Origin of the sequence: Flavobacterium coralii, assembly GCF_019891545.1 — a bacterium.
Classification (GTDB): Bacteria; Bacteroidota; Bacteroidia; order Flavobacteriales; family Flavobacteriaceae; genus Flavobacterium; species Flavobacterium coralii.
On record NZ_JAHDIU010000002.1, the window covers coordinates 104,460 to 118,311 of the forward strand.

Annotated in this window: 6 protein-coding genes; all 6 read right to left on the reverse strand. The window is 38.9% G+C overall.

Translation table 11 applies throughout. The features are described from left to right. Window positions 1-8: 8 nt before the first annotated feature. Genes KJK34_RS03235 through KJK34_RS03260 form a run of 6 tightly spaced genes read right to left on the reverse strand, consistent with a single transcriptional unit; the run spans window position 9 to window position 13,852 of the window. Window positions 9-2,261, reverse strand: a complete 2,253-nt coding sequence (locus KJK34_RS03235) for a hypothetical protein (protein WP_223052422.1) — start codon at window positions 2,259-2,261, stop codon at window positions 9-11. Then, complete coding sequence (locus KJK34_RS03240) at window positions 2,261-4,219, reverse strand: contractile injection system tape measure protein (RefSeq protein WP_223052423.1); 1,959 nt, start codon at window positions 4,217-4,219, stop codon at window positions 2,261-2,263. The genes KJK34_RS03235 and KJK34_RS03240 overlap by 1 nt, the downstream gene beginning before the upstream one ends. Before the next feature lie 10 nt (window positions 4,220-4,229). Next, complete coding sequence (locus KJK34_RS03245; protein WP_223052424.1) at window positions 4,230-4,976, reverse strand: hypothetical protein; 747 nt, start codon at window positions 4,974-4,976, stop codon at window positions 4,230-4,232. Window positions 4,977-4,988: 12 nt separating this feature from the next. Beyond that, a complete protein-coding gene (locus KJK34_RS03250; RefSeq protein WP_223052425.1) occupies window positions 4,989-7,556 on the reverse strand; it encodes a hypothetical protein in 2,568 nt (855 codons plus the stop codon). 10 nt (window positions 7,557-7,566) lie between these two features. Continuing rightward, window positions 7,567-10,593, reverse strand: a complete 3,027-nt coding sequence (locus KJK34_RS03255; RefSeq protein ID WP_223052426.1) for a baseplate wedge protein — start codon at window positions 10,591-10,593, stop codon at window positions 7,567-7,569. Next, on the reverse strand, window positions 10,583-13,852 hold the full coding sequence (locus KJK34_RS03260) for a baseplate J/gp47 family protein (RefSeq protein WP_223052427.1): 3,270 nt from the start codon (window positions 13,850-13,852) through the stop codon (window positions 10,583-10,585). The genes KJK34_RS03255 and KJK34_RS03260 overlap by 11 nt, the downstream gene beginning before the upstream one ends.

Sequence of the window (13,852 nt, forward strand, 5' to 3'; positions counted from 1 at the left end):
CAAACTATTTATAGACCTAGAAGAATATTAATTTCAATATCTTTGCGAAGGGAACTTTCTATAACTTTTTCCCAATCTTTCATCTTATCATATAAATCTTTTGCAGACGGTCCGACCGGGTTACCGTATCTTTCCATATTACCTTTTTCTAAAACTTCTATTTCTTGAGCATTCATATATTTTCTTGCATTAACCTTTTGAATATTTCTCTGCTCAACAACATATTTAGCTATATATTCATCATTCTTCCCTTCTGCTCTCATGTTTATAATTGCAATTTCTAATTCTGCGGTCTGTTTTAAGTATTCTTGTCTAATAACTTTATTTTTTTCAACCCACACAGGATCCATAAATTTATCCCTTAAACTATAGTAACGACTTTGTTCATTTGGAAGATAATTATTAATACCTCTTGAATCGTTTTCTAAAGTTTGTAACGCTTTAGCAATTTTATCCCGTGTAACCTTATCAACTTCAGGAATTTCATCTAATACGTTATTTACTTTTGTTATGTCACCTGTTTCTTCAAAAATTCTTCCCGCCCTAACCAGATTATTTGAAATCTTTCCAATCGCAGCTAAATCAAGTGCTGTGCCTACTACAGATAATATTACCCACACTGCCTTCGGCTCATCTTTGCTTATGTTTACATTATAAGCGGCAAGCTGTTGTTGGTAGGCATCAATTTCTTCATAAGTCAGGTATGCCCCCAAAGCAAAATTACCCGCAGCAATTAAAAGGGCTATGGTACCTGTACCAAAAGTAAGCAATCCGAGTGCTACTGCCAAAACCCCTATAACAAGGCTTTTTATAAGGTGCTTTGCACTTTCTCTACTTTCTTTATCGGTAATGATAAGGTCGAGTATATTGCCTTTCTGAATGCCCTGCTGCGCTTTAGAGTATTGCATCAAATCCTGATAGGCATATATGGCAAGTCCGTCATCTTCATTCAGGCTTTTTAATGTTTCTGTAATGTTTAGTTTTTGCCCGGCTATATATTCATTAAGGAATGCAGAGAGTTCAGCCTTACTTTCAATTTTAGAGAATGCTTCTTTATCAAAGCCGTTATCTTTAATGAGGGGTAAAGCTGCTGAGAGCGCATTTATCGCTGCATTACCCTTTTGAGTTTCGGAAGCTGACTTAGCTCGCATTTCCAATTTAAATGCTGTTTCAGTAGCTATAGTCTTTTCATCAGTAATTATATTAGCGGCACTTTTTGCCGCATCAGCATTTTTATATGCTTCTTTTGCTCCCGATTGTTTTATCTGCCGCAGTAATGAGCTGAGTATGGCATCATTATTTATTTTTTCTTGCTCTTCAAATAAAATATGACTGTATTTTTGCAGTACATCCTGCGCTAAATATAACGTTTCGCGGCGGAACGAAAGCTCATAATCATTTATCAGTTGCCGGAAAGTTTCAACTGTATAGCCACTTTGTTTAAGGTTTTCAAGAAACTGATTGTTTTTCTCTCTCCTTTGCTGGTCCTGCGTGTAGTTGGTTGTGCTTGCCGGTGCAAGGGTGGAGGGTGAAATACTGACTGGCGCAGCGGTATTATATTCTTTATATTGCTTGTATAGCGATAACATATCTGTGCCCTTTAACTCACCCGCAAGTAAGGATAGCAACGATTGTTCCTGTAATCGCTCATTTTTTTGTTGAATGTAAGCTCTTAAAGACGCCTCAATGGCCAATGCATCTGCGCTTTCAGCATTAGTCTTACTTTTGTAATCTGCAATATCTGATGCCGATAACTGGCTTAATAAATCAAGTATCCTTACTTTTTGCAAAGTAGAAGTCATCCCGTCAAGGTTTGCAATAAAGTCTTTTTTATCGGGCGGCAGTAGCTCCATACCCTTATTAACATCATTAAGGTTAAAACGGTAGGCAATAGTTTTACCTGTACTGATAATACCCTTAACTTCTTCGTCTGTATATTTAGGATTCCAGTTTCGCGGAACTGTAATGCCCATTTGCTGTTCTGCAAAACGGTTCAGTTCATAATCAGTTTCAATGACTTTGCCTTCAAACTGTTGCCCTTTTGAAATTGTAATGTACTGCACGGTATCGTCCTGCCCTCCGTCTTTTTTGGTGGTTAACAAGTGGCCTTTTACAGGGAGTGACTTATTAGGTACACCCTTTTGTACTGCGGGCGCAGGAACGGCTTTGCCCTTATCTGCAGCTTTATTTACATTATCTATAAAAGGCTCCTTTGCAGTAACAGCGCTTACATTTTGCCGCTCTTTGTTTTGCTTTTCCATCAGTACCAGTTACATTGAATCATTTTCTCCATCCACACTGTTTTTACCATAGCGATACTCCAGGGTAAGCGTTGCAGTAATATATCAAAGGCTTTGTTTTCAACCCACATTTCTATCACTTCATTATCAAAACTTAGTTTGGCTTCCCGCTGTAAAAACGTTTCCTGTAATGCTTCGGGTGAACTGTTTTTAAGTGCTTCCCAGTATTGTATTACTGATTGCAGCATTTCACGGCATTGCTCTTTATCAGAGTCAGATAATTCAATTGTTGTATCTACTACATCAAACACCGGATAACCGCACAACAATTTATTAAGCAGCAGTTCATTTTCCCTGAAATCTGTATTGCCGGTAACGCAATATTGTGTGAGTAGTACTGCTTTTTGTTGCTGTAACATAGATATCCATTTATTATCTTCGGTAAGTCCCGTATTCTGGAATAAGTAGCTTAAGAAGGGAAAAAGCAAAATCAAACCACCATTAGTAATGTAGGTTGTACCGAGCATAATTTCGTCCTTCTGTTTTATATGCTCTTGTTCAGATGTTTGTGCTATATTTACAACAGGTGTAATATCAGGATTAGTACTTTTTGCTGTTGTTGACTTGTCATTAATCTTACCGATATCATCCATTTTGCATACCGACTTGTTGCTAACAAAATAATTTTCATTATTATCACTAATTACAGCATCGTTATCACCAGTTACAGTATCGTTATCACCAGTTACAGCATTATTATCATTAATTACAGCATCATCACTAATTACAGCATTATTATCGTCAGTTACAGCATCGTTATTATTAATTATAGTATCATTACCAGTTACAGTATCTGATGAGGTTACAGGTTTAGTATTTCCTTCACTAGTGCCAAATGTATCATCACCTGTTTGAGGTTTAAATTGATTATTTTTTGTTTTGGTAACTAAATCACTTTCCGCGGTGTCTTGTATATTACTATTCGTTTTATTTTGAGCTGCTACATTTGCTTCTTCAGTATAAACCTTGTCATAGTGAATATCATCTTTAGATACTTCACTTACAGGCGATGTTTGAATATGCGAACTGTTTTGTTTATCATGGTATTGCGAAAGCTGTAGCCCTAAAAATTTTAAAAACCCAACATCACTGCCGGCAATCTCTTTATTACCGACAATTAATGTAGATAGTACTTCAGAATATTTTGGGGCTATTTCGCTAAAATAAGAATCTGTAATTATTTTCAGGCATTTACTATCTGTACTCGCTCCACTCCTGAAAAAAGATAATTCTGATAACAGTACCGCTGCCCAACCGGACTGCCTTGTCGCAGAATTAAAAGATATACCTCCAGATTTTAAAACTGTTTCTATGGCAGTACTATATTTATAATCAGGGATTAGTTTGGTTAATACTGCATTTTTAAACTTTACGGGAGTGTTAAGTATGAGCCGTACCAATGCATTATTATCCTGAGCTAAAATGCTTTTTAGAGCATCTGCAACTTGTGTGGGAATATCCTCCTTAAGCGGATTGCTTTCCTCCATTATTTTCAGGAATTCTTTATTTTCGATAATGCCTGTTTGGAGATAATAGATAATAGCTTTCCATGCGGAATGCTGGGATAAAGCTGTGCCTCTCTCAGGTAAGCTTAGGCTCTTAGATGCAGTAAAAATTATTTTTGGTTCTGCTGCGCTTGCTTCTTTTATTGCTGTTTGCCTGTCTAAAAAGATTTCAATTTCTTTCAGGCAGTTTGAAACAAATTCTTTTTTCCAGTTTTTGATGGTAAGAGGGGGTAGGCTGATACTGATGCTACCAATATCGGTAACAACAGTATCAGCCGAATATTTATCTAAAAGCGTAGTAAGTTTCGGGGCCAGCTCATCAGTTATAACAGTATTGATTTCATCGTTAAGCTGCCGCCCCGTTTTTTCGCAACTGCTTAGCGCGTCTATAGAAATTTTCCTGATGAAGTGCATTGATAATCATTTAATTAATCTTAAATGCCGGGCGGTGTATAATAATAGATGTTTCAATAGTATCTCCTTCATCCAGTATTATTTCTTCCTGGCTTCCGTCCGGGTCAATTATATTGTAGGGAAATATCCTGTGTGTAAAAAATGCGGACTCATCCTTACTCATATTTATAGTTGTTGTAGCCAGTTTACTGAACATTCTTCCTTCAGCATTTCTCAGATTATTTACGGCAACTACAAATGATAAATTAACTGTGTCAGTCATTATTTTCTTTAATATTGGCACTAATTCAGATTGCCTCAAATTAAACACAATGTCAACAGGATTTACACCTCGTATTGCTTTTAGAGCCTTCATCACAAAAGTATAATTGGCGTATTTATTTTCAACTCCCCTGAATGAATACCATAAATCCACATTGCCCGATTGGTCTCTCAAAGGATCTGTTATATGATAACTGAACAACAAATTCTGCTCTTCATTTTCAAGCGCAATTATACGCTCCTCATGGTTTTGAAGCGTAGCATTAATACCCTCAAACTGCCCGCCATAATTGTCAAGTACCTGCTGTTGCCCATTTATCAGAGAGGACTGGTCTTCAATATCCCTTTCGAGCTCCTGAATAGTAGTACTGTTTTGGGTTATTCCGTCATCAGAGTAGTCCAGTAAGGTGTTGAGTACCTCTCTTACCGTTTCGGCAGTAGTATATGACTGGTCTAATATCCTGTTTATCTCGTTAATAACATCTTGCTTTGTCATGATGATTCGCTGTTAAGATTCGTTAGAAGGATTTGTTTTAGCAAAAAAGTCGGGCGATTTAAAATCAGGTTTGTCAAAATCTGCAGGCCCGGGTGGTTCAAAATCAGCCGGATTTACAATAAAAGTAAGCGAGTCTCCGCCACCGCCACAGCATTGGTACGGCAGGAAAAAGTCAGCAATAACCACCTTATCAGGTATTGTTGAGGTATCTTTCATAGAACCTATGAAAATAGACTGGTCAATATACCTAACAAGGCTCTGATAGTTATTGCTGTCGAAAGATGCTTCGGCAAAAGCCTTGAGCTTATTGCTGTAATCCTGTATTGTAGGGCTAAATATTATGTTTTTGGTAGTTGCGCCACGTACAGGTAAATCTGTGGGCTCTGCTCTTACAATTGGGTTAACCTGTGCTGATTTATCCTGATATACTAATAGTAATGTACCACCAGTGGTTACACCTCCTGCACTTTCTATACCGGGGTTCTTGTCAAGGAATGTTTTAAAAGTAATAGCCTGGCTTATCGATTTCCATTTCTGTTCTGCATTTTGATATACCGCCCTGAACTGGCCTTTGCTGCAAACCATTATAACCTCATCAAGATGATCTACAATTTCTTCTATGCGGGTTATACTCGGCATATTATCAAATTCTTTAAAACGGTCGCTTAATACGAGTAACTCTTCAAAAAGTAAATCGCGACATTCAATAGCTTTGGCCTCAATCTTTTCATAAAGGCTTATAAACTGCTGGTATATAGGCAGGAATGATGAAAATTGCTTGTAGGTCATACTGCGGGCGCTTTTCATGTTGTTAACAAGGTTATCAAACCACTCATTGGTAATATAATTTCTTACCCACCAGTTGTTATACTCAAACCACTCTATGCATTTGCCAATAATATCTTCCCACCTGCGGCTTACAATTTCATAGCTTAACTGTATTTCGCCCCAGTCGCCCTTATAATCGCTCATGCGTAAAGAGCCCGTATTTAAATCTACAGCATTAACAGCTATAATATTAAAACCAAGCCTCTGGCTGTTCTTTATATTATTAAGCGTGGTTACAACCTGGTCATAAGGTTTACCTATATGGCCTTCAACCCTTAAAAAGTTATAAGGCTCAAAGTTGTATGGTAGCGGGTTAGTTATATGCTGTTGCGATGTATAAGCACTTGCGTTGTAGCTAAAAATAGAAGTATTTAATCCTTCAATTGTTTTTTCTGGATTCCAGACTTTATTAAGTGTAGAAACCGTATTCCTGTTATAGTAATAAGGTATTGATTTGTCAGATAGGTTGTAGCTGCCATACTTTGATGGTGTGACCTTGATTTCCATATCGGCATAATTAGCAGGTACCGTGAAGTTATTTATCAAAAGGATAAGCCTTTCCAGCAGTAGCCTCAGGCGGTTCTTTTCGCCAAGCTGTACCTCTTCGGCGACTTTAAGCCATGGTGTTATAAAGGCCTGGTTGGTATCTAATATGTTATATTCATTAGGGAAAAAACGTTTTGAAATATCCGGCCTCGGTAATAACTGACCCGGGTACTGTATAGCAGACCTTTGCGTGATTACACGCCCTAACAACACGTGCAGCGGGAACATGTTAACTACATTGTCTGAACAGCAGTTTCTTAAAGAATGTTTTTCTTCAAGAAAATATATTTCGTTATAGGCATCAACAATATCGTTAAGCCACCTGTACACATACTGCACCGCTAAAGAGGTGCGGTAGCTTTTTATTACCTCGTCGATCTTTGGCCTTGGGTTATCAAGGAAGATGAAATTACTGATACTCCCGGCATACTCGTCTTTAAAATTGCTGTATAATGATTTTATGGCAAGTGTAATGCGGTCAACAAGAGTGTTACCGGCCATTGAATAAAGCGCGTTAAGTATCTGTTGCCCTGTTACAAGGTTGGTTTGCGGTACATTAAACCTCTCTATATATAGCGGTGGCTGCAGGGTTCCGGTTATATATTTATTTATGAAAGACTCCTCAATATCTTTATAATCAACCAAAAGCGGCCTTATAGTAAAGTTGAGTGTTTTGCCTTTGTCATCACAATCTGTAGCCACACAGTTTTTGGCGTCAGATAATGATACTTCAAGCAAAATCATGATAACTTTATCATTATAAAACTTAGCATTTGGTATTACCGATACGCCTTCCGGCAGGGGCTTGCCTGAGTCTGAATCAGGAATGTGTACAAGCTCTCGGCAGTTTTTAAACGGCGTATATTTTGCAGCCTGGTCAAATACAGGCTTTAAAAAAGTTTCGGTAGTAATATTAGGATGTAAAAATGTTTCGGGTAGCTCAACATCTTTATAAAAACTAAAATTCTTTTCTTCCCAGTTTATCTGGAAACCAATAGATGTTACCGCAGTACCGCAGCCTATGGTTACCGAATTGAAATCGGGGAAAGTAACCTCCATACCGCAAATAGTGCCCACACCTATAATGCCGGTACGTGTAAGCCTGTCCTGTTCTTCAAGGTAGCTGACAATGGTATTAAGATGCTTTTGGGTTAAAACCTGGTCAGCTTCGAAAATGGGATATTTAGTGTTATTATATGCTTTCATAAAAATGTTTTTAAAGATTTCCAAGTACAGAATTTCCTAATATTATTGGTGATGATTTTTCGCTGCTGTGGCAGTCATACAAATGCCCCGGCGGATAGGTATTATTTAGCTGTCCCATAACTTTTATCAGTTCCCTGTGGTTTTTTAAATGCTTTGCTATTACAGGGTCGGTATAATCTTTTTTAGTCTCTGCTATCCTGAAGCCGTTATAGCTTTTGCACCAGTCTATGTAAGCTTTTTTAAAGGCAGTCATATCTTCAGTACCTACCCAGCATATTTTAAGCAGTACATGTGCCGGTGCTTCCTGCCTGAATATCTTTTCGGCATACTTCCTGAAGCTGATGTTGGTAAACCTGCCCATCCAGCCCGGCAATACTATAGATGCTTTAAAAGAGTAGGGGTCGGTACCCGATTCTCCCTGGCAGTCATCGCCAAGGCAAACCGGAAGCAGGTCTGACAGGTGGTTTGGGTTATCCGGCTCCTCTTCCTGTGTCATACTTTCAAAAGGCCTTAACAATATATGCTCAAGGCAGTAAAAATATTCGTAAGGCAGGGCTAAGGTTTCTATCAGTTTATTTATATAACCAACAGCCTCATTATTATCCGAAAATTTTTTATCTAACTTTAGTATGTCATTACCGCTGTATTGCAGATATGCGTAAACTTCACCCGGATTTTCTTCTTTATAAGCATAGTTGGCGGCATCTGCTATGTTGGTATTGGCCCAACGCTTTTTTTGCGGAAGCTGCGTTTCGGGATTTACAAAATCGAAACGAACAGCTTCGTTATTTACATTAAGGATAAAATAGGTTTTTGGATTATCATAATCGCTTGGCTGTAATGGCCAGGTGTTAATACCCAAAAGCCTTGCGGCTCTCTCTGCATACCCGCCTATGTTGAATGTATTCCAGTAATTGGAGTAGGCCACATAAGTATTTGGAGGCCATTTTAACGTATAGTTTTTTGCTATGGCCCTGTAGCTGCTTATCTGCGGATAGGCTTCTAAAAAGTTCTGCTTGTCTTCTATAAGTTCAATGTTGTCAATAAACATGGTGCCCAGTCCCGTGTTTTCATACTGCATTTGGTACATCATGAATACATAGTCATTAAAGCTTTCGCCGAAGCGAGCTATAAGATGATCTAAAGCTCTGTTCCTGCGGTTGTAAAACTGTTCTTGGGTTTCATAAACAGCATCGCCGCTTACACCTGTTGCTTCAAAAGCTGCTTTAAGTTCATCTGTAAGCACTTCATCCGAATAAAAACCATTTATGTTACCAAGATAGCTGGTAAAGTAACTGTCTTTAAGGGTAGTGGTGTTAAGCAACTCTTTGGCATTATAAAGCTGGCTGAATAAATCAGCGAGTATTTGCTCAAAGAAATACAGGTATCCCTGCAATTGCTTTACCTGCGCTTTTCTGAATTGTGGAACACTTTCCGGCAACTTATTTTTACCAAGCCCATAGTTGGCAGGAAAATCATTCTGTATGCTGTAATAATTGCCTAACTGGTAGTAGGTGCCTTCAGGAACCGGCAAGTCTTTGGCAGGATTATATAGCTTTTGTGCCGTTTTAAAAGATTTATATATGCTTATCTGCTGGTCTATGTTACGTTGTGCATCTTCCGATAATAGAAACGGTATGCCGTTTTGAAACAATTGCAGTTGCGACCTTTTGCGGTTAAAAGTTGGCCTTACATCTCCGGGCAATGGCATGCACCAAGACACGTTTGTTTTTCCTGCTATAGGGTTACCGGCTGCATCATAGGCTGTCATTAATACATTATTTACCGACTGAACTCCTTCAATCTTCATTATTGCTGCAATAATGTCAGAAGAATGTACAGATGTGGGAAGCTGCGATTTGATAACCTCCTCGTCTTTCAAAAAGCCATGCTCAAGCCTTGGCCCTGTAAAAATATCTTCGGTAGAGTAGCCCTGCTGTGCCAATTGTAAAAGTGTATAAAATGACACACCCGGGTTCAGCACATCATAAATAGCTTTTTGTATGGCAACCATTACATCGGTAGGGTTGCTTTGCGGCTTTAATTCTATTTTGGCACACACGCTAACCATTACAGATGGTACTATATTAACTTCTATAAAATCTTCTGTAAGGTTACGGTTGCTTTGCAGCTTAACCAGTGTTCTGTCGAATATTTCGTCAGCCTTAGCTTTCTTATTTTCAAACAGCTCTAAAATTTTTATGTAGTCGTTGCTCAGGTAGTTTTCTATGTCGGCTATTTCATTTTTATCATAAGCCTCTACTTTAAATAACAAGTTGTTACCAGTGGTAGTATTAGTTATGTTTAATGTAACAATATTACTTCCCGAACCATAAACCATAACATTCAGGTCAGTCGCTGCCAAAAACTCTTTTACATACTGTGCCTGCTTATCAAGCCAACTGCTAAACGTTGGTATTATAGTTACCTGAACCCATTTTTCAGGATTTTCTACCAAAAACTCATATTCTGTAATTGTGGCATTCAGGTCGCCATAAACAGGGTCTTCGTCAAGCTCTATAAAAACACGGTTTAGCCCTCTTATGTGCAGTTGGGCATTTTTTTTGCCTTTGCTGTTTGTATTGCTAAAACTGAGTTTATCATCCTGCTTGTCGATATAAACATTTTTCTCGTTATCGTTAGGCTGATAATATCCCTGGCTGTTAAGAGTTCTTTTGGTTGCCAGCAGCCATCCGTTAGATACGCCTTCTATATCAATAAGCAATTTGCGGTAATCGATTTCTGTAAGGGGTGCATTTACCATTATCTGGTCTGCCGGAAAAAAGCTGCCGTTTTGTATGCCGCCGTTTTTTCCGGTAAGCAAATCAGCTACAGTAAAACCCGAACGGTAACCCAGCTCTGTAATAACATAAGCCAGTACTTCGAGTATAGTAATACCGGGATCGTGGGCATTATAATCTGTCCATAGCTTGTTGCCCAGCTTCTCTATATACTTCATCCCTTCCTGCCTCAGGAACTCATAATCCTGGGCGCGGGGCAGTACTCTGTCTTTAGGTATTATATATTCAGGATTCATTAATACACTCGGTTATCTTAATAATATTGTGCGCTTCGTTTGGAATAAACAAAGTATAATCAGTAGTAGGTGTTATAGACTTAACATCGCTGAGCTCGGTATACTTGTTATCCTTATTAGGATCCGGCACAAGCTGGTCAACTTTAAATTTGGTAACAAAATCTACATAAGGCAGGTCGTCAACTAACTGGATGAGTGATGATACTTCTATCTCTCCAGAAAAGTCTATAGCATCAGTATCATATGCCCACGGGCTTAAAAAGCGGTTAATTGCTTCAATTAACTGACTTTCCAGCACCCTTACATCAGTACCCGGTTCCTGGCGGTATTTAACGCTGAAGTTCAGCCTTATTTTTTCGAGTAGCGGTGGCTTAACCATTATGCGTGCGTGCGGAGACCCTAATCCTGCAACATAAGCCTGTATGTTTTGCATTGTTTCAAGGCTTACCAGCGGCTTTAGGTATATTATGGTAGATTTGCTCCAGCGTGCCAGGGGAATAATGCTTATATATCCCGCAGACGCATTGGCACCGTGTTCTGCTATATAATTATAATGGTTTAAGCATTTAACTCTTATCAGCTGAGGGAATTCCTGTAAAATAAGCCGTTCATAATCCCATAGGGTTATTGCCCTGTTTTTGTGTCTTAGCCTTTCGTTGCTCCTTACATAAAACATATTGCTTTCTTCTTTTCTGCTTCCGCCGAAAGATGGGTAAGGCTGCGTTATTTTCTTTATGTAGTTTAACGGCTGGTATAGTTTTGTAACCGTATCTTTCGGGATGTTGCTTAAAAACACACCGTCAGACTTATCAAAGGCAACCAGTTCTGCCTGTAATGCCTGCTCGCGTACACCTACAAAATCACTTATGGCATCGGTAACATCTACATTAATTTTTATCCAGAAAAGCCCGTCAGGCAATATGGTTATGCCGCTGTCTGTAAAGTCTTCAGGTACGGTAAAAGTTACAAGGCCCGATTGCAGTAGCCCGTTTGTAGCATCGGCAAGCTCATAGTTTTTAAAATCCTGCCAACCGTTATTATTCCTTAAATATTTCCAGGTAATAGTAGCGGGGTTTCGCATCGGGTTTACAGTTCCTTCCGCCAGTTGAAAAAGCACGCTAAAACTGTTGCCTGCCTGCGCATTGGCGAAACCAAGATAAATATCCCCTCCGCTCTCAGCCAATTGCTGCACCTGCTTAACTGCAGGCACCCTTATCTGCCTTACGCTTTCTAAAACAGGCTCAAATACCCTTAGCCGCTGTACTGAAGCTAACGGAAAAGCTCTTACCGTATTAAAGGCGGTATTAAAACTCAGCATGGGCAATTTTTTTTGCTGATATCCGAAAGGCAATAGCTCGTAGGTTTCAATAGGGTTTTTTGCTGATGCTGTAGAATCTGTAACATCATAGTTTATCGTTACCGACTTTACAACAGGGCCCTGAGGGGTTTTTACTATAAGTTTACCATCCTGTATTGTGGTGTCAAGTACAGTATTATTATTTTCATAATCAGGGTCATTAAGTTCTACCCGTATATAGCCCGCAATGCTTTCATTAACAGGTACGCTGTTCTCGGGTTCATATTCCTGTAACGGAAATTCATTTGTAATACCTGTTGAAAGCCCTTCAGGTGTAGGTATCCAGCCGCTGGCATTCATTTTAAAAATACTTGTACCTACAGAAATACCGGTATCTACTTTTATAGAAGCACCTTCTTTTACAAAAAACTCGTTGGCGCCAATTATAAACCCGTTACCATTTTTAGGGTATTCCCCAAAAGGATAAAAAGGCTTAGAGGTATCTGCACTGCCGGTATCAGTTGCCAGCAGGTAATCCTTAAAGTTTCTTACCTTAATATCAAAAGAAACATAAGACTGATCATTAAGCCGTATTGCTGCAACGTTTTCTTTTGGCACTATTTTTAGTACGGGATATTTTGTATCTTTTACGTTTATACCCTTATGCAGTTCGATATCATACCCCACAATTTTATCTGCGGTTGGCAGCAGGTGTAAGTACTGCCCATTTTGCCCTGGTGTTAAGGTTTCAAACTTTGTAACTTCTATAACACCTTTTTCCCCAGTAAGAAAAAAACGGTAACCTGTGTCATCATAAATAGTACCTGAAATATTAACCAGTATATAACGATCTCCACCGCTTAAATAGAGGAGGGGAGAGGCTACCATTATACCCGTTTCAGAAGCATAATCATAAGGCAGGTATGGTTCGTTTTGGTCGGGATTAGGGAATACGTTAAATGGTATATCCTTTTTGTTTATTTCAGTAAGGTCTGCTTGCCTGCGGGCAGATTTACTATTAATAAAAGCTGAAAGTAAATACTTTAAGGTAATAGTGTTTACATTATGGTCGGCAGTTGAGGCATAATACCTGTTTTGCCCAAGCTCATTTTTACCCCCAAGAAAAATTGTGCCTTTTGGCAGCACATAGCTTTTGTTTATTTGCCCGGGCTGTGCCAAAAGATGCACTTTATCGGGCATGGCGGCCTTAGGCTGCATCCTGAGTATATCTTTATAATAAAAATCAAGATGATGCCCTGTAAACTTATTCAGGTCTTCGCGTGCAATTCCCAGCAGTTTCAGGAAAGCAAGCAATAGCGCATAATGAGGCGTATGCCCGGCATAACTGTCAAGCTGTTGTTTTATGCTGCCGCCACCGGTGTTTTTCCAGTTTTGCAGCAAGCCAAAAAGCTGTTGTACATTCTTTTCGAACCTGTACTCTTTAACCAGTTTTTGTATTTTATCTTCCTCACTGCTATTAATATCTGCTATTATGATATCATTAAGCAGGTAGACTATTTGCTGTATTGACTGAAGCAGCGCATCTTTAGCAGGTATGCTGTCGTCTATTCCTTTAAGGCGGCTGTCATACAATTCTAATTTACTACTTATGCCTCCAAAGTATTGCTTAAGGATTTCTTTGCTATTGCCTGTCTGTGCATTGCGTATGCGATTGGCAATGGTTTTATATTCTTCCTGCAACTTTTGCATGTTCCAGGAAAAAATACTTATAAGTACAGAGGTAGATTCCAGCAGGAAAAAAGGCTCCCAGCTGTTGGTGTTTATATTTTGTTCATTAAAGTATTTTACATAGGCAGATAGTTTTTGTACTACCTGAATATAATCTGTTTCGGTTCTTTCGTCTATTAAAAAATAATCAGTTCTAAGGGCATCAAGAAACCTATCTGACTGGGTTGTGCCCATGCGCTGATGGATGGTGTTTTTAGGAGAACAGGTTTCCAT